The sequence below is a fragment of the Croceicoccus pelagius genome, assembly GCF_001661915.1.
Lineage (GTDB): Bacteria > Pseudomonadota > Alphaproteobacteria > Sphingomonadales > Sphingomonadaceae > Croceicoccus > Croceicoccus pelagius.
On record NZ_LYWY01000039.1, the window covers coordinates 510,221 to 533,637 of the forward strand.

General features: G+C 63.1%; 28 protein-coding genes. 10 read left to right on the top strand and 18 right to left on the bottom strand.

Going from position 1 to position 23,417, the window contains the following annotated elements; genetic code table 11:
- Nucleotides 1-1,776 (bottom strand): YadA-like family protein, encoded by a 1,776-nt coding sequence (locus A9D15_RS13865; RefSeq protein ID WP_172807532.1) that lies wholly within the window; start codon nt 1,774-1,776, stop codon nt 1-3.
- 321 nt (nt 1,777-2,097) lie between these two features.
- Between A9D15_RS13865 and thiC the strand changes: the two genes are divergently transcribed.
- The 4 genes from thiC to A9D15_RS16785 all read left to right on the top strand — a co-directional run bounded on the left by thiC (nt 2,098) and on the right by A9D15_RS16785 (nt 7,044).
- Nucleotides 2,098-3,990: a phosphomethylpyrimidine synthase ThiC gene (gene thiC, locus A9D15_RS13870; protein ID WP_066765925.1), complete on the top strand. Its 1,893-nt coding sequence runs from the start codon at nt 2,098-2,100 to the stop codon at nt 3,988-3,990.
- 189 nt (nt 3,991-4,179) lie between these two features.
- Nucleotides 4,180-4,749: a fasciclin domain-containing protein gene (locus tag A9D15_RS13875; RefSeq protein ID WP_066765929.1), complete on the top strand. Its 570-nt coding sequence runs from the start codon at nt 4,180-4,182 to the stop codon at nt 4,747-4,749.
- A 554-nt stretch (nt 4,750-5,303) separates the two neighbouring features.
- Nucleotides 5,304-6,227 (top strand): hypothetical protein, encoded by a 924-nt coding sequence (locus tag A9D15_RS16630; RefSeq protein ID WP_156521791.1) that lies wholly within the window; start codon nt 5,304-5,306, stop codon nt 6,225-6,227.
- A gap of 670 nt (nt 6,228-6,897) precedes the next feature.
- The gene (locus A9D15_RS16785) at nt 6,898-7,044 is read left to right on the top strand and encodes a hypothetical protein (protein ID WP_170234832.1); all 147 of its coding nucleotides are present in this window, start codon (nt 6,898-6,900) and stop codon (nt 7,042-7,044) included.
- Nucleotides 7,045-7,086: 42 nt separating this feature from the next.
- Here A9D15_RS16785 and A9D15_RS17080 read toward each other — a convergent pair whose 3' ends face one another.
- The 4 genes from A9D15_RS17080 to A9D15_RS13895 all read right to left on the bottom strand — a co-directional run bounded on the left by A9D15_RS17080 (nt 7,087) and on the right by A9D15_RS13895 (nt 9,107).
- Entirely contained in the window at nt 7,087-7,221 is a 135-nt protein-coding gene (locus A9D15_RS17080) for a hypothetical protein (RefSeq protein ID WP_268237065.1), read from the bottom strand.
- Nucleotides 7,222-7,316: 95 nt separating this feature from the next.
- Complete coding sequence (locus A9D15_RS13885; protein WP_066765933.1) at nt 7,317-7,784, bottom strand: YaiI/YqxD family protein; 468 nt, start codon at nt 7,782-7,784, stop codon at nt 7,317-7,319.
- Between the two features lie 10 nt (nt 7,785-7,794).
- A complete protein-coding gene (locus tag A9D15_RS13890; RefSeq protein ID WP_066765934.1) occupies nt 7,795-8,097 on the bottom strand; it encodes an alkylphosphonate utilization protein in 303 nt (100 codons plus the stop codon).
- Between the two features lie 65 nt (nt 8,098-8,162).
- Nucleotides 8,163-9,107, bottom strand: a complete 945-nt coding sequence (locus A9D15_RS13895) for a 1-phosphofructokinase family hexose kinase (RefSeq protein ID WP_066765935.1) — start codon at nt 9,105-9,107, stop codon at nt 8,163-8,165.
- Nucleotides 9,108-9,511: 404 nt separating this feature from the next.
- On the opposite strand from A9D15_RS13895, the gene A9D15_RS13900 reads away from it, so the two are divergent.
- Nucleotides 9,512-10,144 carry a hypothetical protein gene (locus tag A9D15_RS13900; protein WP_066765936.1) on the top strand — a complete coding sequence of 211 codons (633 nt, stop codon included), beginning with the start codon at nt 9,512-9,514 and terminating at the stop codon, nt 10,142-10,144.
- A gap of 64 nt (nt 10,145-10,208) precedes the next feature.
- Here A9D15_RS13900 and A9D15_RS13905 read toward each other — a convergent pair whose 3' ends face one another.
- The 3 genes from A9D15_RS13905 to A9D15_RS13915 form a co-directional block, all read right to left on the bottom strand.
- A complete protein-coding gene (locus tag A9D15_RS13905) occupies nt 10,209-10,487 on the bottom strand; it encodes a hypothetical protein (protein WP_066765938.1) in 279 nt (92 codons plus the stop codon).
- 175 nt (nt 10,488-10,662) lie between these two features.
- Nucleotides 10,663-12,090, bottom strand: coding sequence for a S41 family peptidase (locus A9D15_RS13910; RefSeq protein WP_066765943.1), 1,428 nt, complete (start codon nt 12,088-12,090; stop codon nt 10,663-10,665).
- 68 nt (nt 12,091-12,158) lie between these two features.
- On the bottom strand, nt 12,159-12,761 hold the full coding sequence (locus A9D15_RS13915) for a pyroglutamyl-peptidase I (RefSeq protein WP_066765945.1): 603 nt from the start codon (nt 12,759-12,761) through the stop codon (nt 12,159-12,161).
- A 241-nt stretch (nt 12,762-13,002) separates the two neighbouring features.
- On the opposite strand from A9D15_RS13915, the gene A9D15_RS13920 reads away from it, so the two are divergent.
- The 3 genes from A9D15_RS13920 to A9D15_RS13930 all read left to right on the top strand — a co-directional run bounded on the left by A9D15_RS13920 (nt 13,003) and on the right by A9D15_RS13930 (nt 15,130).
- The gene (locus tag A9D15_RS13920; RefSeq protein ID WP_156521793.1) at nt 13,003-14,067 is read left to right on the top strand and encodes a hypothetical protein; all 1,065 of its coding nucleotides are present in this window, start codon (nt 13,003-13,005) and stop codon (nt 14,065-14,067) included.
- A gap of 185 nt (nt 14,068-14,252) precedes the next feature.
- Nucleotides 14,253-14,834, top strand: coding sequence for a YbhB/YbcL family Raf kinase inhibitor-like protein (locus A9D15_RS13925; protein WP_066765948.1), 582 nt, complete (start codon nt 14,253-14,255; stop codon nt 14,832-14,834).
- Nucleotides 14,835-14,878: 44 nt separating this feature from the next.
- Nucleotides 14,879-15,130, top strand: a complete 252-nt coding sequence (locus A9D15_RS13930) for an SWIB/MDM2 domain-containing protein (RefSeq protein WP_066765953.1) — start codon at nt 14,879-14,881, stop codon at nt 15,128-15,130.
- A gap of 20 nt (nt 15,131-15,150) precedes the next feature.
- On the opposite strand, the gene A9D15_RS13935 is transcribed toward A9D15_RS13930, so the two are convergent.
- Nucleotides 15,151-15,594 (bottom strand): DoxX family protein, encoded by a 444-nt coding sequence (locus A9D15_RS13935; protein WP_066765955.1) that lies wholly within the window; start codon nt 15,592-15,594, stop codon nt 15,151-15,153.
- 35 nt (nt 15,595-15,629) lie between these two features.
- Here A9D15_RS13935 and A9D15_RS13940 point away from each other — a divergent pair, with 35 nt between their 5' ends.
- Nucleotides 15,630-16,370, top strand: a complete 741-nt coding sequence (locus A9D15_RS13940; protein WP_066765957.1) for a DUF72 domain-containing protein — start codon at nt 15,630-15,632, stop codon at nt 16,368-16,370.
- Here the strand turns inward: A9D15_RS13940 and A9D15_RS13945 are convergent.
- The 6 genes from A9D15_RS13945 to dapD all read right to left on the bottom strand — a co-directional run bounded on the left by A9D15_RS13945 (nt 16,367) and on the right by dapD (nt 18,974).
- Entirely contained in the window at nt 16,367-16,831 is a 465-nt protein-coding gene (locus tag A9D15_RS13945) for an ion channel (protein WP_066765962.1), read from the bottom strand. The genes A9D15_RS13940 and A9D15_RS13945 overlap by 4 nt on opposite strands.
- Nucleotides 16,832-16,871: 40 nt before the next feature.
- Nucleotides 16,872-17,288 (bottom strand): DUF1810 domain-containing protein, encoded by a 417-nt coding sequence (locus A9D15_RS13950; RefSeq protein ID WP_066765964.1) that lies wholly within the window; start codon nt 17,286-17,288, stop codon nt 16,872-16,874.
- A gap of 5 nt (nt 17,289-17,293) precedes the next feature.
- Complete coding sequence (locus A9D15_RS13955; protein WP_066765966.1) at nt 17,294-17,476, bottom strand: DUF3008 family protein; 183 nt, start codon at nt 17,474-17,476, stop codon at nt 17,294-17,296.
- Entirely contained in the window at nt 17,476-17,700 is a 225-nt protein-coding gene (locus A9D15_RS13960) for a hypervirulence associated TUDOR domain-containing protein (protein ID WP_066765969.1), read from the bottom strand. Before A9D15_RS13960 ends, A9D15_RS13955 begins: the two co-directional genes overlap by 1 nt.
- Nucleotides 17,700-17,975: a hypothetical protein gene (locus tag A9D15_RS13965; protein WP_066765970.1), complete on the bottom strand. Its 276-nt coding sequence runs from the start codon at nt 17,973-17,975 to the stop codon at nt 17,700-17,702. Before A9D15_RS13965 ends, A9D15_RS13960 begins: the two co-directional genes overlap by 1 nt.
- 156 nt (nt 17,976-18,131) lie before the next feature.
- The gene (gene dapD, locus A9D15_RS13970; protein WP_066765971.1) at nt 18,132-18,974 is read right to left on the bottom strand and encodes a 2,3,4,5-tetrahydropyridine-2,6-dicarboxylate N-succinyltransferase; all 843 of its coding nucleotides are present in this window, start codon (nt 18,972-18,974) and stop codon (nt 18,132-18,134) included.
- 265 nt (nt 18,975-19,239) lie between these two features.
- Here dapD and A9D15_RS13975 point away from each other — a divergent pair, with 265 nt between their 5' ends.
- Nucleotides 19,240-21,612 (top strand): S8 family peptidase, encoded by a 2,373-nt coding sequence (locus tag A9D15_RS13975; RefSeq protein WP_066766170.1) that lies wholly within the window; start codon nt 19,240-19,242, stop codon nt 21,610-21,612.
- A 4-nt stretch (nt 21,613-21,616) separates the two neighbouring features.
- Here the strand turns inward: A9D15_RS13975 and gmk are convergent, their stop codons facing one another.
- The 3 genes from gmk to A9D15_RS13990 form a co-directional block, all read right to left on the bottom strand.
- Nucleotides 21,617-22,288: a guanylate kinase gene (gmk, locus tag A9D15_RS13980; protein WP_066765972.1), complete on the bottom strand. Its 672-nt coding sequence runs from the start codon at nt 22,286-22,288 to the stop codon at nt 21,617-21,619.
- 78 nt (nt 22,289-22,366) lie between these two features.
- On the bottom strand, nt 22,367-22,681 hold the full coding sequence (locus A9D15_RS13985) for a hypothetical protein (protein ID WP_229660245.1): 315 nt from the start codon (nt 22,679-22,681) through the stop codon (nt 22,367-22,369).
- 91 nt (nt 22,682-22,772) lie between these two features.
- The gene (locus A9D15_RS13990; protein ID WP_066765974.1) at nt 22,773-23,282 is read right to left on the bottom strand and encodes an SspB family protein; all 510 of its coding nucleotides are present in this window, start codon (nt 23,280-23,282) and stop codon (nt 22,773-22,775) included.
- Nucleotides 23,283-23,417: the final 135 nt, after the last annotated feature.

Here is a 23,417-nt window from a genome sequence, read left to right on the forward strand (position 1 = left end):
TTACCAGCCGATCGTCATGCCCACGCGTCCGGCGGTCTTGCCACCGCGGTTGAACGAGGTTGCAACCCCTGCGTTCAGGGCGAAGTTGTCAGCCACCAGCGCGCCTGCCTGAAACGATCCGGCATGCGCGCCGCCATAAGTGGCGACATTGGCGGTGAGGTTGAACGACTTGTTCGGCAGGAAGGCATTGCCCGACATCGCAACGGCCACGGCCGTGCCCGCGGTCATGCGCCGGTCAAGATCCTCCAGTCTGACATCGATGCTCTGGATCGCGCTTTCGAGCGCATCCATGCGTAGCGACAGCGCCTCGTCAGCCGCCTGCAGCTCGTTCATGGCAAGCGGGACGGCCTGCGGGCTGATGGCGTTTGTCGTCACGCCCGGGTTCATCGCCGCGATGGCCGCGTTCAGCTGGCGCAGGTTGACCGCGTCGGTATCGGCGGTGCCGTCGGCCACGTTGACGACGCGCCGTTCCGAGCCGGAGGAGCCGACCGAAACCGTCCCGGCTTCGCTGGCGACCGAGCCTTGTCCGATTGCCACCGATCCTTCGGCGTTGGCGACCGCGTGATCGCCGATGGCCACGCTCGACTGCGTGGCGCTGGCAACCTGTCCCATCGCGACGGCGCCGACCCCGCTGGCACTACTGCCATTGCCAAGAGCCACTGCACCGTCACCGGAGGCCGAGTTGCTTTCACCTATCGCAACAGCACCGGTGCCATTGGCGGATGCGTAGCTGCCGACGCCCACCGCGCCATTGCCATTGGCATCTGCTCCAAGGCCCGCTGCCGTCGCTGCGCCACCCGAAGCGGCTGCGCCAGAGCCGATGGCAATGCCGGTATCGCTAGTCACACTGGCCTGCTTCCCGATCGCAACCGCTTCGTTGGCATTCACATTCACCAGGAAACCGGCTCCCAGCGAGTTGGAGCCCACGACGTAGGAACTGCTGCCCAGCGCAACCGCGTTTATGCCGTTGGCGCGGGCGAAGGTACCCAGCGCGGTCGCCCCGCCGCCACCCGCACCGGCAAAGGCGCCGAGAGCTGTGCCATAGGTGTCGTTGGCGATCGAGGACGTGCCCAGTGCCACGCTTGCAGAACCCATCGACTGGGCCGCAAACCCGCTGGCGACGCTATTGTAGCCGGTCGCGAACGTACGATCACCGATCGCGATTGCATTGGCACCGCTTGCTTCGCCCATGACGGCAAACGACCGGTCCGCCAGGGCACGACCGGAAAGCGAGACGGATCCGGTTCCCTGTGCAAGACTGTTGGTGCCGATCGCGGTGCTGCTCGATCCCGTGCTCCGGGCATTGCCGCCCACGGCGGTACTGCTCGACCCGCTGGCGGCGGCGTTGCGGCCCAGCGCGGCTGATCCTTGCCCGCTCGCCACGGCCTGCGAACCCAGGGCGACAGCGTCCAGCGTGGCGCTGGACGAATCGCCTATTGATACGGCGCTCGACCCTGCCGTGGCATAACCGCCAATCGCAACGGAGGAATAGCTGGTCGCATTGGCCTGTCGCCCGACCGCAACCGAGTTGGAACCCTGAACCTGCGCGCTCCATCCGACGGCGGTGCCGCCTTCGAAAGTAGCGCTCGTTCCGGAACCGACAGCGGTGGCGTTGGGCGCGTCGCCAGTGTCCGACGCGGTGCCGCACTCGGTCGATCCTTCCGCGTTCCCATCGTTGCAATCGGGCGTTTCGTCGGCATGGGCAAGGCTAGGCAGCCCGCCTGCGGCGAATGCGAGAGTCGAGAAAGAAACTGCAAGTCTGAAAATGCTCTTCATGGTCATGTCCCCCATGGACGCAAGCGATGGATTCGCGTGACTGATGAAGGGATTAGAACACAGATCGAGGTCACAGCCCACAACATCGCGAGAGGCAATGCGAACACGGCATTTGCGTTGCGCGGCAAGGGCGATTACACCGTGCCCATACCCCGGGGAGCGAGCTTCCCCACTTCGATACATCGAAAGTGGGCAAATGCGCTGAGAGGGACAGGTAGCGCTGTCCGACCCGTCGAACCTGAACCGATTAGCATCGGCGGAGGGAGCGGTCTGTCGCATTTCAAGGCAGCCGGTCCATCTTCCGCCACTTGGGAGACTGTAATGGCCGACATCAACTCGAAGCTCGAAATCGGCGTGACCACCGGCCCCATCCGCGGGTCGAAGAAGATCTACGTCGGCGACCGCCGCGTCGCGATGCGCGAGATCAGCCTCGAACCGTCGAGTGGCGAAGCTCCGGTCCGCGTCTACGACACCAGCGGTCCCTACACCGATCCCGATGCGAACATCGACATCTCGGCAGGCCTGCCCGCGCTGCGCCGCCAGTGGATCATGGAACGCGGCGATGTCGAGGAATACGACGGCCGCATGGTGAAGCCAGAGGATAACGGCCAGCTCGGTCCCGACCGCAGCGGCGGCGTGCCCGCTTTCCCGAACGTCGTGAAGCGTCCCCTGCGCGCCAGGGCGGGTATGAACGTGTCGCAGATGCACTACGCCAAAAAGGGCATCATCACGCCCGAAATGGAATACGTGGCAGAGCGTGAGAACCTTGGCCGCGCCATGATGAAGGGCCACGTCCGCGATGGTCAGGACTGGGGCGCGGAAATCCCCGAATATGTGACGCCCGAATTCGTTCGCAGCGAAATCGCGCGCGGGCGTGCAATCATTCCGAACAACATCAACCACCCCGAATCCGAACCGATGGCCATCGGTCGCAACTTCCTCGTCAAGATCAACGCCAACATCGGCAACAGCGCCGTGGCGTCGGACGTGGCATCGGAAGTCGACAAGATGGTCTGGTCGATCCGCTGGGGCGCGGATACCGTGATGGACCTGTCGACGGGCCGCAACATCCACGACACCCGCGAATGGATCATCCGCAACAGCCCCGTGCCCATCGGCACCGTTCCCATCTACCAGGCGCTGGAAAAGGTCGGCGGCATTGCCGAGGACCTGACGTGGGAAGTCTTCCGCGACACGCTGATCGAGCAGGCGGAGCAGGGCGTCGACTACTTCACGATCCACGCGGGCGTGCGCCTGCCCTACGTGCCGCTGGCTGCAAAGCGCGTCACCGGCATCGTCAGCCGTGGCGGATCGATCATGGCGAAGTGGTGCCTTGCCCACCACAAGGAGAGCTTCCTTTACGAGCACTTCGACGAGATCACCGAGATCATGAAGGCCTATGACATCGCCTACTCGCTGGGCGACGGCCTGCGCCCCGGCTCGATCGCCGACGCGAACGACGAGGCGCAATTCGCCGAACTCTACACGCTGGGTGAGCTGACCAAGCGCGCGTGGAAGGAAGACGTGCAGGTCATGATCGAAGGCCCCGGCCACGTGCCGATGCACAAGATCAAGGAGAACATGGATAAGCAGCTCGAGGCGTGCGGCGAGGCTCCGTTCTATACACTCGGGCCCCTCGTTACCGACATCGCGCCGGGTTACGACCACATCACCAGCGGCATCGGCGCGGCGCAGATCGGCTGGTACGGCACGGCGATGCTTTGCTACGTCACGCCCAAGGAACACCTTGGCCTGCCCGACCGTGACGACGTGAAGGTCGGCGTGGTGACCTACAAGCTGGCCGCCCACGCGGCCGATCTTGCCAAGGGGCATCCCGCCGCCAAAGTGCGCGACGACGCGCTGAGCCGCGCGCGCTTCGAATTCCGCTGGCGCGACCAGTTCAACCTCTCGCTCGATCCCGACACGGCGGAGCAGTACCATGACCAGACGCTTCCGGCCGAAGGCGCGAAGACCGCGCACTTCTGCTCGATGTGCGGGCCCAAGTTCTGCTCGATGAAGATTAGCCAAGAAGTGCGCGAGTTCGCGGCAAAGCAGAACTCGGACAGCTATCTCGCGGCGGAAAACCTGCGTTCGGAAACGAGCGAGGCCGAGGCCGCCGAAGCGCGGGAAGGCATGGAGAAGATGAGCGAGAAGTACCGCGAGAAGGGCGAGCAGCTCTACCTGCCGGAAGAGGAAGTAACGCGGGAATCGTGAGCATCAGCATCGGCCGAAAATCCGGACCGCGCCCCGCGGCGCGGCCGGATCAGGGCAGACCTGCCTTTTTCGGAACATAATTCGGGACGCCCCGTTGGTAGGCAAACGGCGAGCGGGATGCGGCGCGACAACGCGTTGCATCCCCCGCCTGCCACGAAATCCAACCCCCCACCCGAAGGATGCCGAAACATGAAAAAGTTCGCGATTGCCCTTGCCTCGGCCGCCACTCTGGCCCTTGCCGCTTGCGGCGGCGGCGCTGACGAAACGACTGTCGAAGACGAAACCGCGATGGCCGAGCCGATGGCGGAAGAGCCCGGCACGATTGTCGAAGTTGCGCAGGGCAATGGCGATTTCTCGACCCTGGTGACCGCGGTGACCGCCGCCAACCTTGGCGAGACGCTTTCGGGCCCCGGCCCCTACACCGTCTTCGCGCCGACCAACGCCGCTTTCGAAAAGCTGCCCGACGGCACGGTCGAGGAACTGACCACCAATGACACCGAAAAGCTCGGCTCGATCCTGACGTATCACGTCGTGGAAGGCGAAACGATGGCCGCCGCACTGACCTCGGCAATCGAGGGCGCGGGTGAGGAAGGCTATACGCTGACCACCGTCAACGGCGGCACGCTGACCGCGAAGCTGCAGGACGGCAACGTCGTGCTGACCGACGCCGCCGGCAACACCGCCACCGTGACCGCGACCGACGTCGATGCGTCGAACGGCGTGGTCCACGTGATCGACACGGTGCTCATGCCCGAATAATCACGCGGCATATTGCTGAGATTGAGAAAGGCGCTCCCTGTAGAGGGGGCGCCTTTTTTCTTTGCGTAAATGTGGGTTTAGTTTGCCGTCACATTGGCAGAAGACGCCGAGAAAGGCATGGAAGAGATGAGCAAGGTTTTTAAGGAAACTGGCTCGGAACTCTACATGGATCAGGGTGACCGCGAGCACGATTGAGTGAAATGGCTTCGTATCGCTCTCCAATAGGGTGATACGAAGCCGCACCCGATACGGTTGATAGCGTGCTGAGAGTACGACCCGAGCCCACATAGCGACGTGTTGGGGATAAACCGAATTTGGTTTGCCCAGGACCCTTGCTTACAACATATTGGCACTGGCATTCTCAGAGTGCCAGTTCGCGCCTTCGTGCAAGAGCTGGTGGCAATTGGGCCCCAACTGGCCATTCAGCCAGCTAGGGCCCTAGTAAGCCGAACGACGGTGCGTACGTGCCTACATTGCAAGCTCTCGCTCGCACGCATCGTCGCTTCGGTCAACCTGAGATCCTCGGATTTCGGGCGTATGGAGCTGCGAATATCGTGTTGATGACCAGTGGAAAAAATCTCTCCTCTCCAAAGGTCTTGGAACGGCTGTCCGTGTTGGGGCAGGCGCTCGACAATCAGCAGCAGCTTCATGCTTTTGACGGGGGCCTCTTGAAGCTCGGCAAAGAGGCCGAGAGAAAGAGTAATGACGATGAGTTCTCATCAGCCGGGGACCGATCCCCAGCCCGATCGCGGTCGCGACAACGAGCACCGTCCGGACAAGGGCGGTCGCCCAGTCAAGCCCACCACTTCGGCTCCGAAGCCCACGAAGAAGCTTTCGGAACTGAATTCCGAGTTCTGGCACGACATTACGCCGCGCTAGGGTTCGAAGATAAAGACGGCCTGTGGGTCGCCGTGTCCAGCATGCCGCTGGGGCCGGCCGGCCCGCAGGCCAACTTTTTAGTCGGCGTTTTCTTTGATCGTCGTGTCGCCCCACGAGGTTGGGCCTTCTCGAGGCTTGGTCCCAGAGCTGCTCCTATGGCTCTGAAACATACTAACCTACCGGATGCTTCGATCTGTGCGATGACCAAAGAGGATAATGCGTGGTCACCGAGCGACGGCTTAGTTGCGCTCATTGATCACTACTCGATTTGGGCTGTGAAAAGTTGGCATCGCCAAGAATTGGGGTGGTGGCCCGGTCCGCAGTACGGTTTCGGCTCCTATTATCGGAAGCGCGAATTCGTTGCTAAAGAGTGGTGTGGATGTGGTTCCGGAAAGCGTTATGCAAGCTGCCATCAGACCTTTGATTTCTTAGAGTCCGAGGAGATCGGTAGAAGGCAATTCAAGGGGGCTTTTAGTTGCGACTACGAGGACCGGGCAGTTCCACAGGCCATTATGGATGCAGCGCGTAGCAGGTGGAAGAACTTGCCTTCTCTCGTATCGGCGTTCTCACATCGACGGATCGTTTGGGGCGAGCTGTAGTCAGCTATCTCCTGAGAACTGTGGGTGGCTCCGCAGTTTGTTTGTTTAGTCCCTCAAACGCCGGGCGCGGGCCATCCGGCCCGCTTGGCTTCGCCGCATAAGCGGCGGCGCGCGTTCGCGCTTGCGGGTGTCGCTGGCGCGCCCCGAACTTCCGCCGATGCTCGCGGTTGGCAATTTGCCGCGTGGTGCCAGATAGCTTGGTAGCACTAAAACGGGGCACCGAAGGTGACTCCCGCAAGGCCGAACGGCCGCCCGAGCTTATGCGAGGAAGCCAAGGCCCCCGGATGGGGGCCGCCCGGCGTTTGAGGGCCTAACAAAAATAAAACGCCACTCACCACCCTCCCACGGGCCACAAGGACCGCGCTCAACCCGCGGAGCCACCAACCCCTTTTTATTTTCCTACACCCCGCTCCCCATGGCTCATCCTCACGGATGACAGACACAACCCACACCCCGCCCGAACCTGAATATCCACCCATCGGCCGCCAGGGCCCGCAATGGGATCGGCAGAAGATGGCCGATTTCTTGCGGATGCTGGCCGCGACGCATTCCGTTTCCGAAGCCGCAAGGTCGGTGGGGATGAGCCGGCAGAGCGCCGACAAGCTGCGTCCACGGCTCAAAACCCCCACAACACTAGCCAGCGGGGCACTGCGCGCGCATAAGCGCGGGCATGGTCGATCTCTATCTCAAGAACCTTGAATCCGAACGCCGCCAGCTTTGGGCGACTTGCCGTCTGAAAGGGCTGGCCAAGGGCACGCCCGAACGGTTGCGCATCGAGGAGATCGACAAGGCGATCGCCGCGCACAAGACGCGCTAGGCGGCGGCGCGGTCCGGCGGCGTGGGCCGCCGGAGACGGCGCTCAACCGTTCTTCATATTCTCCAGCCCCTTGATCCCGCCTGGCTTCAGGCTGGGCTGGGACGCGTTCTGCTTGGCCGGCTTTTCGGCCTTGGGTTTGCGGATTTCCTTGTTCGACTTGCGTTGGCCCTTGGCCATGTCCGTTCCAATCGGGGCGGAATGCCCCGACGCATCTTACCCCACCCGGCGCGATAGCCCTGCACGAAATCGACGTTTGCCGCGCACTGGCAGTATCAGCCCGTCTTTCGCGACAGAACAACCATGACCCGGTCGAGCGACTGCAGCAACCGCGAACGGTCGGCCTTGCTGAACGGCGCAGGTCCGCCGCCGACGCCGTCCATCCCCGCACGTAGATCGGCCATGATGGCGCGCGTGGCGATGGCGCTGCCGATGCTGGCCGCATCGAAAGGCTTGCCGTTGTGGGCAAGGACCTGTGCGCCCGCCTTGATGCAGCGGTCGGCCAAGAGGATATCGCCGGTCACCACGACGCTGCGCGGGCCCGAATGTTCTGCAATCCAGTCGTCCGCCGCGTCGAATGCGTCCGAGACCATGACCAATTCGACCATCGCATCGTTCGGAACGCGAAACGGCGAATTGGTCACGACCTTGACGGGCGCGCCATAGCGCTGCGCCACTTTGTAGATTTCCGCCTTTACCGGACAGGCATCGGCGTCGACCAGGATAGTGACAGGCTCCGTCATCGAGGGCGGATCAACGCTTCTTCACGAACTCCGCCCGGAGGACGAGGCCCTTGATGCCGGGATACTTGCAGTCGATCTCCTGCGAGTCGCCGGTAAGGCGGATCGACTTGATGAGCGTGCCCTGCTTCAGCGTCTGCCCCGCGCCCTTGACGGTAAGGTCCTTGATAAGCGTGACCTGGTCCCCGTCGGCCAGCAGGTTGCCCACCGCGTCGCGAACCTCGACCGAACCGGACGCGGCCTGCTTTGCGGCCAGTTCGGAAGCGGGCATCCATTCGCCGCTTTCCTCGTCGTAGACGTATTCATCATCGCTCATCGCAGGCTCCTTTGCATGGGGCCGCATGGCAGGTGACGGGGCGGAAGGCCAGAAGATAAGGCCGATCAGGCGGTGCAGCCGTCGTCCTCGCCCATGCTGGCCCAGATCCGGTCTATGTCGGCGGGGGAGCAAAGGTCGGTGCCGGGGGTGAGGACGGCGGCAGTGCCCGCCGCCATGCCCCGGCGAAAGGCGCTGGCCGTGTCCATGCCGCTGGCAAGGCCGTGGACCATGCCGGCAACGAAGCTGTCGCCCGCGCCGGTCGCGCTTTGCACCGGAACGTCGAGGCCGGGGCGGCACAGCGAGCCGTCGGCATCGGCCAGCACCGCGCCGCGATGGCCAAGCGTGACGGCAATGATCCCGGCCTTGCCCGCCCGCACCATGGCATGGGCGGCAGCGCCGATGTCCTGCGGGGTGGCGTATTTTGCGCCGGTCAGCGCCTCGAACTCGCCGAGGCTGGGTTTGACCAAGGCAAGCCCGCCAGCCTCGACCGCAGCGGCGAGGGGAGGGCCGGAGCTGTCGAGCACCATGCGGATGCCGCGTTCGCTGCAAGTCGCGGCAAGGCGAGCGTAGAAGTCCGCCGGCACCCCGCGGGGCAGCGACCCGCTCGCCACCAGCCAGCCGCATCGGGCCGACGATACGTAGTCGATTACGGCCTGCCACTCGGCATCGGACAGGATCGGTCCCTGCGGTACGAAGCGGTATTCTTGTCCGGTGCTCCGTTCGAAGACCGACAGGCTCATCCTTGTCTGCCCTTCGACCAAGATACAGTGGCGGGGCAGGGCGATGCGGTCGATCAGATCGTCGAGCAGCCCCCCGCTAGCGCCGCCTGCGCAATAGACGGCGGTTACCGGCGCGCCGAGGCGGTCGAGTACGCGTGCCACATTGATGCCCCCGCCACCGGGATCGTAACGTTCCCCGCTCGTGCGGATCTTGCGGGTGGGGTGAACTTCGTCGGCTTCGCAGGCGCCGTCGATGGCAGGGTTTAGGGTGAGAGTGAGGATCGGCTCCATCAGCCTCTCATGGAGCCCAGTAAGGCCATTGATCAAGCGCCGGTTGCATGGGGTTCCACCGAGGGTTGCCGCGCTGTTGTCCTTCACGCCGCTCGCGAACGGGATGGGTCCGAGCCAAGTGCCCCATGGGAACCGGCCAAACCAGCACTGGGTGTGACGAGCGAATAGAGTGTTTCCGGCCTAAATACCTGGATGAATAAGCGCCTGGCCTGCTCGATGTCGGGGGCGGTAATGCTGCAGTGGTCGATGCCGCGTGGCTGTTACAAATCCTTTTCAATGAGTGCTGGTCTGGCAAAAACGGATCACCCACCCTGTTCCGCCGCCCTGCCGCTTACCGTGTCCGCCCCGTCCCCTTTTTCGCGGCAATTCGGGAGCCAAGGCCCGTGTACGAGCGTTGTTCGGACATGAAGAGGATGTTTACACTGGCACTGTGCTGCACTGCGCTTGCTGCCTGCGATGCTGCGACCGATGCTGCGCAAACGGGCACCGAGGCACCCGACACGCCGCAGGCGCCGATCAGCCCTCCGCCGCATGTCGATCCCGACGCTCTCGACGCCCCAGCGCCGGAACCGCTGGCCGTCGACCTGACCCGCAACGAATGGAAGACCGCCGCCAACCATGGTGAGTGCTCGCCGCTTGTCCTTACCAGCGATGGTGGCGTTCCGGCGGAGGCGCGTAGGGCGAATTTCTCGGGCGGATGGGCCGTCGCGTTCGATACCGAAGAGGTGCGCAGTGCCTATGGCGTTGCAGGGCCCGGGATTATCGATGCCGACCGTGCCGACGGACAGGCCAGCCGCCTGAAGAACCAGTGGCCGCATTTTGTCGAGCTTTCCGACCTGCCGCAGCCTGCCTTTGCCGGATACGGGCTGGAGGGCGCAAAGCCCTATCGCGACGAAGTGCCCGATGGCGTCGGCGACAACTCGCTCGCCTATATCCGCGTCGGCGGGCAGGCCTGCACCTACAATGTCTGGAGCAGGCTGGGCCGAGCGCATCTGGAGGTCTTGCTGCAGTCCCTCCGCCTCGGCGCGACCGAATAGAAAAAGGGCCTGAAAGCGCGAACGCTTACAGGCCCTTTTTACTTATCAAACGTTTAGCTGCCGATCAGCGCGAAGCCATCGGGATGCCTTCCGATCCGAAGTCCGAACGTTCGAACGAGACTCGCGACCTGTCGTAGGTGCCACGAACGCGCGAGTCCGTGATGTAGAGGCGGAAAGTCCTGCCGCGGTCATCGGTGCCGGTGACCAGCGTGGCGTTGCCCACGGTGCGGGTCGAGTATTCGTATTCGACGCCATCGTGGAGGAAAGTCTTCTCTTCCTGAGCAAGCGCCGGAGCGGCGAAAGCGGTCGAAACGAGAGCGAGGGAGATAGCGATTTTACGCATGGGGCAATTCCTTCCTGGAAGTTGGGATTGCCTCGAGACATCCATATGTTGTGCGTCGCAGCATACGAATCCGTTGCGGCGCAGCAAATGCAATAAGAACGGCCCGCTTGCGAAAAGTGCAAGCGGGCCGCGAACCGACTGTCAAAGTTCGATAGGGCGCGTTCGAATCCTCCGATCAGAAGAGTCCGGGCACTTCCCTCTGCGCGGTGCTGGGCCGCGTCGGCATGAGCAGTCGGCGCTGGCCGGAGACCGATTGCGTCGTCTGTCCGCCACTAATCGCAGTGCACGATCGACCTGCAAGGAAGTCGAGCGCACCGGCAATCGAAGCCTCGCCCGGATCGCCCAGCTGCGTGAAGATATCGTCATCCGCGCGGCAGGTGACCGGAACCGAAGAAGCAAGGCCGGTGAAGTAGTCGGCATTGCCGTCCGCGTTCTCTGTGCGGAACGTGACGACGCGCATACGGTCGTCGCAATCCTCGTTGTCGAAACCGAACTGGCCCACGGGCTTGCCGTAAGTGTTCGTGCCGACGAGCGCCATGTTGGTGCCGAGGTACGGGATCATCGAGTTGATGACCAGTTCGCTGGCCGATGCCGTGCCGCCGCGGCCGATGAAGGCGATCTTCATCGGGGCGATCGACTGCGGTTGGTTCGCGAAAAGGTAGCTTTCGTTATAGCTCGATTTGCTGTCGCGCAGGGTCGTGCGGCTGAACACCTGCCCGACCTTGTCGCGGCCCATGAGGTCGCCCATCAGCTCGGCAATGCTGACAAGCCCGCCGCCGTTGTAGCGCAGGTCGACGATGACCTTGTCGATGCCCTGTGCACGGAAATCGGCAAAGGCTGCGCGAAGGTCCGGATCGGCCGTATCGATGAAGGTGCGCAGGTTCACGTAACCGACGTTGGTGCCGTTGTCGTTGATGACCTTGGCGCCGTAGCGGTCGGAAACGGGGTCCAGCGCATAGTCGGCTTTGGCGATGGTCACGACACGCGTGGTGCCATCGGGGTCGCGCAGGCGGAATGAACGCGTCACGCCGACATCGGACGAACCGAGCGCTTCGGAGAAGCCGGCCCAGCCTTCTGCCGCGACGATGTCGCTGACATTGCGGAGCGTCCCTTCGCTATCGCCGACCGCAAGGATTTGCACGCCACGGTCCATTCCGACCGTCAGCGCAGGGGCATTCTCGAACGCCTCGATCACGTAGACGCTGTCGGTGCCGTAACCCAGGCGGATGCCGAAACCGGCGGTCGAGCCGCTGGCGTAGTAGGCGTTCTCCTCGGCGATCGAGGTGATGTAGGTAAAGTAGCGGTCCTTCGACTGCGCACGCGCGGGCGCGACGAGCGCGTCGATATAGTCCTGCACATCGTTATAGTTCGACGCGCTGACGCCCGTGTCGACGAGGTCGGGAAACAGGTACCATTCGTTGATAACGTCGCGGGCGAACTGCTGGCGATTGGCAAGCGAACAGGCCGAAGTCGTCGGTGTAGGCGTCGGCGTGCCGCCGATCGTGCCGCCGGATGTGCCGGAGGAACTGCTGCCGCCACCGCCGCCGCAGGCAGACAAAAGCGCACATGCCGCAAGGGCGAGGGGGAATTTACTGGCTTTCACGGGCGTCCCAATCCGTCAACGCGGGTCATGCGGGCCCGCTTACAAGGTTTCATATGCAATGATCATCCTTAATTTGCGATGACCATTCTTGCGATGATCCCCATCCCTTTCTGCAAGTCTTTGAGTGACATGGTCCCGGCGGCGGTTGCGGCCAGGGGCGTGCCGGGCAGGGCGGGGATGTGGACGAACAACCCCGGAATGCCGCCGGCGTGGCACGGCCCGCCAAGCGCAGCGTGATAGATGTGGTTGCACACGTAGCTGCCGGCATCGTCGGAAATCTCGGCGGGAATACCCTCGGCGGTCAGCGCTGCCACAATGGAGGCCAGGTCAAGCCGCGTGTCGTGGATGACAACAGGCGCATCGCTGGGGGCAGGGCAGAAACCGGCGGCATCGGGTCGATCGGGAAGTGAGGCGCTGGTGGACCGGCTTTCCAGCGTCAGCGCGGTGGCGCGATTGCTATAGCCGGTCATGATGATCGCGGATGCCTCGAAGTCCAGCGCCTCAAGCATGCGCGCAGGTGCTAGATCGTATTGCGTGGGCAGGATCACGCAGCGCGCGGACGCCAGGATATCGTCATCCAGTTCCGCGAACGAGCGCAGTAGCGTCTCGGTCGGGTTGTCGGGAACGCCGGGGAAGGGTTCGAAGGCGGTGATGAGCAGGGGCTTGGCCATGGTGACGGCTATTGATCGGGGTGAAGCAGAGGTCAAGCCGTTAGCGGCTTTTCAGATGAACCGCGAGTTAACCGATGAGTGCTTTAAATGAACCGAAAATTAACCCGAGTATAGATCTGAGTTAATATTCAAATACTGGATTTTATAGCAAACTCTATTTACCGATTAAATCAGTTCGTCTTGCCGCAAAATCGCCATGGTTCCGGATCGCGGAAAGGCAATCGCTGTTACTCCCGGTGCCATGAAGACGAATCTCGAACTCATCCGCCCCGCCGGCAGCGCCATTGCAGCTGTCCTGGCACTGGCTGCAACCAGCGCGATGGCGCAGGACGCCGCGTCTCCGTCGATCGTGGTTCCGACTGTTCCGACAGTCACCGATACCGCGCCGACGACGACAGCGACAGCGACCGCGCCGCAGATCATGATCCCCGATCCGACGCCGTCGCAGGCAGCAACTATCGCGCCTACAGTACAGGCCGAGCCCGTGCCTACCGAAGCAGTTGATCCGGTAGTGCCGGTTAATGCTGCGCCCGTCGCCGCTTCCTCGCCGGCACCGCGCGCTTCGACGCCGAGCGAGCCTTCGACCCGAGTGTCTAACGTCGCGGCGGCCGATCCTTCGCCGATCCGTGAGTCCGACATCGCAGCGCAAGCCGCAAACGTCGGCGTGCCCATCGTCGACGGCGCGATCGAAAGCGATCCGGCGCTCGCTGCGACCAGCAGCGCAACTACCGCGCCGGCCAGCAATCCGTCTGCCGGTGACGAAACGAATGCTGTTTTGACGATGGCGGGCGGTGCCGCCGCGCTTGGCCTTGGCTTCGTCGGACTGTTCATGGCGGGATCGGCGCGTCGCAGGCGCCGGGACCGTCACGGGGCGACGGCGGCAATGACGGACGAAAGCAAGACCTTGCCGCTTCGCAAGAAACCTGTGGCCGTACCCGCTGCTGCTGCCGTCGCCCCGAATGCCATTTCGGCAAATCCGAAGCCCGCCGTGGCCCAGCGCCGCCAGCCCAACGTCACCTATGGTGGCAGCAAGTGGGATGATGCAGGCTTCGTCAATGCTTCGCCCGCCGCCGCGGCCTTGCCGTCGGACGATGTGCCGCGCAGCGCCGAAGGCCGTCGTGCCCTGCTGGAGCGGCTGGTCCGCGCCAGGCCCGACGAAGCGAACCCGTTCCGTTCGCCCAAGGCCCGCCGCCGCCGTGCGCGCCTGATCGTCCAGACCATGTCCCAGCGCCTGCGCGAGCAGCCGAATCTCGACTTCCGCCGCTTCTACCAGAGCTTCGCACAGCGGCGTCACGCTGTTGCCTGAGCGCTTTGGCGGCCTCGTCAAGTCCCCCGAGGCCGCCAGATGCCATCTAAACCGGGCAAAACGCCGGGAGCGCCCCTCGCAAGGGGGGCGCTTTTCCCATAAGTCCGAGAGTGAAGTCGTGCTGTCAGTGCCCCGTAAGGCCTGTTCGGCACCTATATCGAAGACACGAATTGCAAGAGTTGACTATGTCCGAGTGCCCCGCCTGGCTCCAAGCCGCCCTGAACGATGCAGCCGAGGGCGGCGGCGATCTCACCGTTGCCTCGCTGGGCAGCGCATCGCTGCTTGGTGCAGGCGGTCTCAAGCTGACCAGTGCCGCATTTGAGAATGGTGGGGAACTCGACCCTTCGTTCACCGCGGACGAGGAAGACGCTGTCGCCCCGCCGCTAGAATGGAACCAGCCACCCGCAGGCACGATGGAAATGGCCATTGTTGTCGAGGACGCGACCGCCGGGGGCAGGTGCCATTGGCTCGTCTGGGGCATCGCGCCCCAGCGCGGCAAGCTGATGGAAGGCGAAGTTCCGCCGCGCACCGGCAAGAATGGCGCAGGTAATTCCGACTGGCTTCTCCCCTCTGTCGAGGGTGACGAGGAGCATTGTTTCGTGTTCCAGCTCTATGCGCTGGACGCACCGCTGGATCTCGCACCCGGTGCCTCGCGCAAGGCGCTGGTCGAGGCGATGCAGGGGCACGTCGTTGCCGTGTCGCTGCTGACGGGCACATACGCCCGTGAACAGGAAATCGAGGATTGGGACGACATCGACGTGGAATAGTCCACTTCGATCAATCGATCCCCATTTTGAAGGGAGCCTAGGAAATGGCCGCCAAGAACAATGCGATCAACAAGCCCGTCGCCGTTTCGCCGACGCTCGAGACTATCGTCGGCAAAGGCCCGATGTCGCGCGGTGATGTGACCAAGAAGGTCTGGGAATACATCAAGAAGCACGACCTTCAGGACGCGAACGACAAGCGCACGATCGTCCCCGACGACAAGCTGGGCGCCGTCATCGGCAACGAGAAGATCTCGATGTTCAAGATGACCGCTGCGGTTTCGAAGCACCTCGGCTAAGCGAGGTTACGAGCGCAAGCTCACCTCTTCCGGCGGGGCCAGTCGATGACCCCGCCGGTCCAGAGGGCCAGCCAGATCAGCACCGGTTGCAGCGCTATGCGCGGCAGGTGATAGGCAAGGCCCCATCCATGGTCCGGCGCGGCCATGTCCATCATCATGTGATTTATATTGGCCGGCCATACGCACAGCGCGTAGAGTGCAAGGCCGATCCCCGCTGCCTGTCGCAGTTTGAGGTTGAACGGTTGGGCCAGCGCGACCGCGCCTGCCAGTTCGGCGATACCCGTCCAGAAAATGACCGTTTCCGGCATCGGCACCCAGCCTGGCGTGATCTTCAGGAAAGTCTGCGGATCGGCGATATGTGCGTATCCGGCAAAGAGATAGAACAGCGCGAGCACCACCCGCAGCGCCGTGCGCGTGTGTCTGGTGCGGGGGGCGGGTTCGGAACTGGGGTCGGTCTGGGGCATTGCGATGTCATGCACATGGCCGGACACATCCCGCAATGACGATCTACACCGGTATCGGCGGCTGGACTTACGAGCCGTGGCGCGGATTGTTCTTTCCGGACGACCTGCGGCACAAGGACGAACTCGCCTATGCCGCCGCGCGCATGGATGCGATCGAGGTCAACGCGAATTTCTATCGTCTCCAAAAGCCGCAGACTTTCGCGCGTTGGCGGGAAGAGACGCCGGATGGCTTCGTCTTTGCCCTCAAGGGCTCGCGCTATGTCGTGACGCGCAAGAGGCTGGCCGATGCGGGTGAGGCGGTCGAGCGTTTCATCGAGCAAGGGATTGCTGAACTTGGCGACAAGTTAGGGCCGGTGCTCTGGCAGATGCCGAAGACGCGCGCGTTCGATCCCGACGATCTGGCCGCGTTTCTGGCGCTGCTGCCGCGCGAGGTGGCAGGACTTCGGCTCAGGCATGCGATCGAGGCGCAGCATGAAAGTTTCGATTGCGAGGCGTTCGTAGAGGTCGCCAGCAAGGCCGATGTCGCCATTGCCTATATCGATGCTGACGACGTGCCGAGTTTCGACGGTCAGACGACCGATTTCTCTTACGCCCGCCTGAAACGCGCACGGCCAAGCCTGAAACGGGGCTATCCGCCTGCCGATCTCGAGAGGTTCGCGAGCATGGCGCGCAACTGGGGCGGGGAAGGGCACGACGTCTTCATGTTCTGCATCAACGGCGCGAAAGAGCGTGCACCCGCCGCAGCCATGGCGCTGGCAAAACGAATGCGCGGCTAACGTTTCTTGACGTCGAGCCTTCCGAGGATGCGGACGAAATAAGCGGTGGACCAGCCCAGCATGATGATCCCGCAAATGCCCTCCAATGCCCCGACGATGCGCCAATCGCTCGCCATCGCGACGTCGTCATAACCAATCGCGCCGTAGGAAATCGTCGAGTAGTAAATAGCCGATTCCAGAGTCGGCAACGCTCCGACTGCCCGGAAGAACAGCGCGAACATCCAGATTTCCAGCCCGTGGATAATGAACAGGGAATAGACGATCGCCAGCGTGATCATGATGCCGCGGAACGAAACTGGAGGGAGGTGTGTGACTCGCTGGTCGGAATCGGACGGGTGAACGAAATGCGTCAGGAGGGCGAGCCCGAGCCCGTGGACCGTGACGCAGGCCATGATCATCGCAGTCGACCAGGCGAGCTGCGGCATCAGGATATGTATAGATTGAACGGTATGGTCGTCCATTCGCGGCCTCCCCGTGTGGGAGATTTGACAGGGAGCGGCCTCAGGTCAAGAGTTGCAGCGTTTGCAGGTCTCGTTCGCCGCCATAGTAACCGTCCAGCACCGCAATGAATGGCGCGGGATCGTCGGCGGTTTCGGCAAATAGCGTCATCGAACTTTGTAACTTCATCGCATCGACCGGGCCCAGTATCGCGGAAGCGCTGCGATTGCCCACCCATGCAAGAACGGCCTCACAACATTCGCGAAGCCGTGGCGCGAGAATTTCGTGATCGAGATAGGCCCGCGCCTCGCGGCGGTCCGCTATGGCATAGAACCGCGCTGTCTCGCTTCGGCCAAGTCCCGCGATCTGCGGGAAGATGAACCACATCCAATGGCTGCGCTTTTGCCCGGCGCGCAGTTCGGCAAGGGCGGCGGGGTAAACACCCTTCTGCGCTTCGACGAACCTTGCGAGGTTGGACATGGGTGTCAGCCCTTGTGGTCGGGCAGGTCCTCGGTCTTGGTCGATGCCATGTCGTCCAGTTCCTCCTCGGTCATGGAATCGTACATCTCTTTCGACGCACCCTGCAGGTCGCCGACTTTGGTATCGCCGCGCTTGGCGGATAGAGCGGCACCGGCGGCACGCTGCTGCGCTTTCGATTCCGCCTTCATCAGTTTGCCGCTTCCAACTCGGAACCCAATTTCAAGACCTCGTCGCCGTCTTCCTGCTTGATGAGGTAGGCGGGATTGTCTTCGGTACCATTCTTGGTGATCTTGCTACCTTGGAGCGTACGTTCGACTTCGCGTTCGAACCGCTCTTTGACCTGGCCGGTGCCGGTGCCGTTACCCCAGTTCCATTTGACATGCTGGTTTTTCTGGAACTTGGTGTCGGCCATTACTCGGCCGCCTCGGTCATCGGCTGGGTGGTCTCGTCGACTTCGCTTGCCGCTCCGTCGACGGGTTCGCCCGCAGCGTTGTAGGGGTCGGAGGTGCGTTCCGATCCGCTTTCGACCGGATCGTCGGCCGTTGCGGCGCCAGTAATCCAAACGATGGTCATCGCAGCAGCGGCCAGAACGAGGCTGATGATGAGGACGTAACGCACGATGTGCGGCGTGCTGCCTGCACGCGCTTCGGTGGTGGAGACGTCTACTTCGTCGCCGTGTCGTTCCATTGCAAACTCCTGTTGTCTCGCGATCTTCGTGGTCCGGCGTCGCAGAAAAGGAGCCGGACTTCACGACATGAACGCGCCTGCGGGCGGAACGGTTCCGCCCGCAGGCTGCAGGAGCAAGGATGGGAAGGGGCGCGAAAACGGCGGCCCGGTGCCGTCTTACGGGCGCAGAAGCTCGTTGATCGAGGTCTTCGACCGCGTCTGTGCGTCGACCGTCTTCACGATCACCGCACAGTAGAGCGACGGGCCGGGCGTGCCGTCGGGAAGCGGCTTGCCGGGCATCGAGCCCGGGACGACGACCGAGTACGGCGGAACCTTGCCCATGTGGACTTCGCCGGTGGCGCGGTCGACGATGCGGGTCGAGGCGCCGAGGTACACGCCCATCGACAGTACCGCACCTTCGCCGACATGGACGCCCTCGGCCACTTCGGCACGCGCGCCGATGAAGCAGTTGTCTTCGATGATGACGGGTTCGGCCTGTAGCGGTTCGAGAACGCCGCCGATGCCCGCGCCGCCCGAAAGGTGCACGTTCTTGCCGATCTGAGCACACGAACCGACCGTGGCCCAGGTGTCTACCATCGTGCCCTCATCGACGAATGCGCCGATATTGACGAAGCTCGGCATCAGGACGACGCCCTTGGCGATGTAGGAACCGCGACGCGCCACTGCACCGGGCACGACGCGGAAACCGGCTTCGGCAAAGCGCGTGTCGCTCCAGCCCGAAAACTTCGACGGCACCTTGTCGTAGGCTGGTGCACCGGCTGAACCTTCGGGTACGATCTCGTTGTCGTTGAGGCGGAAGGAGAGCAGCACGGCCTTCTTCAGCCACTGGTTCACGACCCACTCGCCGTCCTTTTTCTCGGCCACGCGGGCCTCGCCGCTGTCTAGCATTGCCAGCGCCTTCTCGACGTTCGCGCGCACTTCGGTGCTTTCGGGCGTGACGCTGGCGCGGTCTTCGAAAGCGGCGTCGATTGCGGCGATCAGGGCGGCGTTGTCGGACATGGCAATTCCTTGGCAAATGGGTTGCCTGCAAGCACTGCGGGCACGATTGTGACGAACTCACCGCGCCGCCTATCGCCAGAAATGCCCGCGGGCAACCGGGATTAGAGGACGAGAAGCCGTCGCGCCACAATACGCAGGATGAACAAGTGTTCATTCACGGATCGTCCATACCCTTGCCGATAATGTCCGAATTGGCGCAAGCATCGGGCAGGTTTTCGGACATCACCTGCTATGGAAGACCGATGGACGGATGGACGGGACTGCAATGGCCGACAAGCAAACGCTAAATGCGAAAGCGGTAATCCTGCGCGCACTTGCCGGTGCGTCGCTCGCTGCATTGTCGGGATGTGGCGGGGGTAACGGCGGTGGCGGGGGCGTCATCTCGACGCCTGCGCCCGCCCCTGCGCCAAGCTCGACGCCGTCCCCTTCACCGACGCCGACTTCCACGACCAATTTCGACACTGCCGAATATCGCCAGTCCGACGGCCCGCGACAGCACAACGCCATCACCGCCTGGCAACAGGGTGCGACGGGCGAGGGTGTCTCGATCGCGGTCATCGACACGGGCATCGATAGCGATAGCCCCGAATTCGCTGGCCGCATCGCTCCTGAATCGCAGGACGTTGCCGGAAATCGCGGTATTGAAAGCCCCGACGGCCACGGCACGCAGGTGGCCATGGTCGCCGCGGCGGCGCGCGACAATAAAGGCGTCATGGGCATCGCTTTCGACGCGACCGTGCTGGCGTTGCGCGCGGACCAACCGGGAACTTGCGCCAGTTTCGATCCGACCGACTCGTCCACCGGATGCAGCTTTCTCGACAGCGACATCGCCCGCGGCGTCGATGTGGCCATTGCGGCTGGCGCGAAAGTCGTGAACCTGTCGCTGGGCGGATCGCTCCCGACCGCAGAACTGGTAAACGCGATCGATCGCGCGGCGCAGGCCGGGATCGTGGTGGTCGTTTCTGCGGGCAATGACGGGGAATCGACCGATCCGGGGATCGATGCGGCGCAGCCCGATCCTTTCGCTTCGGGCGTGCTGTTCGCAGCACCGCAAAACGTGATCATCGTCGGGTCTGTCGATGCGTCGAACACGATTTCGAGCTTCAGCAACCGCGCCGGATCGCAGGCGAACGCTTTCATCACCGCCCGCGGAGAGGACTTGTGCTGCGTCTATGAAAACGGCGAGATCTATACCCAGGTCGAAGGCGGCATCGAGTATATCTACGTCAACAACGGCACCAGCTTTTCCGCCCCGCAAGTCGCGGGCGCGGCGGCGCTTCTGGCGCAGGCCTTTCCGAACCTGACGGGGGCGGAAATCGTCGAGCTGATCCTGGGCGGTGCGGCCGATATCGGCGCGGCAGGCATCGATGCTGTTTATGGCGTTGGCCTGCTCGACATCGCGGGGTCCTTTGCACCGCAGGGGCGGACGGCTCTTGCTGGAACGGCGACCGCAGTCGCGCTGGGCGACGGTGCGGGCGTAACGAGTACGGCGATGGGCGACGCGGTCCGGCGGGCGAGTATCGGGACCGTCGTTCTCGACAAGTACGACCGCGCCTATGGTGTGGACCTTGGCGCGCTGATGGCTTCGGCGCGGGTCGAACCGCGTCTCTATCGGGCAATTTCGGGTAGGGTAGAAGGGCTTTCGGTAACGAACGGGTCGACTTCGCTGGCCTTCACGGTCGATCCGGGAAGCGTCAATGCCGCCACGCCGGTGCCGCTACGTCTTAATGACGAAAACGCGCGGAAGGCGCGCCTGCTCGCGGTACGGATCGGGGCGAAGATCGCGCCTGACACCGAATTTGCCTTTGCTCTGCGCGAAGGGGCGCAAGGGTTGGAAGCGGGCCTTTCGGGCCATTCGCGTCCGGCGTTTCTGGTCGCCGGTGGAAGCGCTGGGGAACTTGGTTTTGTCCCGCGCCGTGACGGGGCCGTTGCGGTGCGTCGCGGATTCGGCGACTTCGGCGTAACCGCGAGTGTCGAGACCGGAAAGGCGTGGAGCAACAGTTTCGAACGCGGCCTGATCTCGCGCGGACAGCAGGACGATTTCACGCGCTATGGTGCGATGCTCGACTGGGCGGGCGGTGATGTGACAACCTCTTTGGGTGCGAGCCTTCTGGTGGAGCGCCGCACTGTGCTGGGCGCGCGGTTCTCCGATGCCGTCGGCGCGGACGGGGCGGACAGCGTCTTTGTCGACGCCGCAGTCGGTTGGCAACCGTCGGCTCTGTGGTTCCTGGGTGCGGATTATCGACGTGGTTTCACCGATCCGCGCACGGCTGGCTTGATCGACGGGGCATCAGGTTTCCAGACAAGCGCGTGGAGCTTCGATGTCCAGCGGCAGGGTTTGTTTGCCAGCGGCGATGCACTCGGCCTGCGTGTTGCGCAGCCCCTACGGGTCGAAGGCGGCGGATTGTCGTTGAATGTCCCGACCGCCTATGACTATTCCAGTGAGACGGCGACTTTCGGACAGCGCAGCTTCTCGCTCGAACCGACGGGGCGCGAGATTACCGGCGAGGTGCGCTGGATCGGGCCTTGGCTAGGCGGCAACCTGACGGCCAGCCTGTTCTACCGCCGCGATCCCGGACACATCGCCGACCTGCCTGACGACAAGGGCGCGGCGCTCAACTGGGCTGCGAGGTTCTAGCGGCTCAGGCGCCCGGCGGCGGGCCTGCCATCAGTTCGCGCACGAAGCTGACGAGACCGGTCTGGCGTTCGCGTCTCATGCGCTCTGCGTGCAGGATTTCACGGACTTTGGCGAAGCAGCTTTCGACGTCGTCGTTGACGACGACATAGCGATATTCGGACCAGTGGCTGATCTCAGCCCGCGCGCGTTCCATGCGGGCCTCGATCACCTTCGGAGCGTCGGTGCCGCGCGCGATCAGGCGGCGGCGCAGTTCGTCGATGCTGGGCGGAAGGATGAAGACAGGGACGACGTCTTCACTCGCCCGCTGGTTTAGCTGCTGTGTGCCTTGCCAGTCGATGTCGAAAAGGAAGTCGCGACCTTCCTTCATGCCGTTCCAGATTTGCGCCTTGGGCGTGCCGTAGCTATGCCCGAAGACGTGCGCCCACTCGAGAAACGCGTGATCTTCCACCATCGCGTCGAAATGTGGCTGTTCGACGAAGTGATAGTCCTTCCCGTCCACTTCGCCGGGGCGCATAGGGCGGGTAGTGGCAGAGACCGACAGATTGATCTCGTCATCGGCGGCAAGCAGCTTGCGCGCGATCGTCGTCTTCCCCGCGCCAGAGGGCGAGGACAGGATGAACATCAATCCGCGACGTTTGAGCGCGGTCTTTTCTTCAGAATTCTGGTCTACGGCCATGCGCGCTGATGGCCGCGACAGGGTGTCGCGGTCAAGCGCCGTAACCGTGTTTGTCCAGATTTGAGGGGGGGGGACGCCTTACTTGTCGGCGTTTTCCATGCGGTCTTGCATCTGCTTGCGCCCTTTGATGCGTGCACTACGCTTACCTTTGGAACGATCCCAGAGCGTTTTGCCCAGAATGCCGGTGCCTACGATCAGCGCGCCGGGGACCGAGCGCGTGGCGACGCGTGCGATGGCCACCGATACCAGCGTCTGCGCCATCGAGCGACCATCGACGACGGCTTTTGCGTCATCGGCGCTGTAACGGGTGCGCAGCAGTGCCTTTTCGGTCAGTCGCCGTGTCAGGCGGCCCACGCCGCGCAGGGCGATGTCGGTGACAATCAGGTTTGTCATCGGGTTAGGGCTAAGACCGGGGAGTTTGCGCTTGGGCATCGAGACCTCTTCTTCGACCACGGCCCGCACAGCTCTTCCGGGCGATCGGGCCTTACTTCTTCTTCCCGAAATCGACGGTCACGACATTGGAGCCGTCATCCGGGGGTGTTAAAGAAGGAACGCCTTCGCCATCACCCTGTTCCAAGTCGTTTTCCGCGTCGTCGTGCGGTTCGGGTTCGTCGTCCAGTTCGACAGCCTGGAACTGGAGGCCAAAATCGACGGCAGGATCGACGAAAGCGGTGATCGCCGCGAAGGGAATGACCAGCTTTGCCGGCACCTGGTTGAAGCTGAGCCCGACCGAGAAAAGCGTGTCCTCGACCGAGAGGTCCCAGAACTTGTTCTGCAGGACGATCGTCATTTCGTCCGGAAAGCGTGCGCGAAGGTCCGCCGGGATCGACACGCCGGGTGCGCCCGTCTTGAAGGTGATGTAGAAGTGGTGCGATCCGGGCAGTTCGCTGCCCGATGCTTCCACCTCGCGCAGCACGCGGCCAACGACCGCGCGCAAGGCCTCCTGCACGATTTCGTCGTAGGGGATCAGGCTGTCGGGCGGTGCTTCGCTCATGCGGACGGCTTGGCCGCATCAAGCGGCGCGGTCAAGCCGGAAAAGCGGTAATCAACGGCATTTCCCGGCAGAAAAGCGGCGTGGGCAGTGCCTCATGCAATTTGGCAGGATTTCACCACAAATGCATGTATTGAA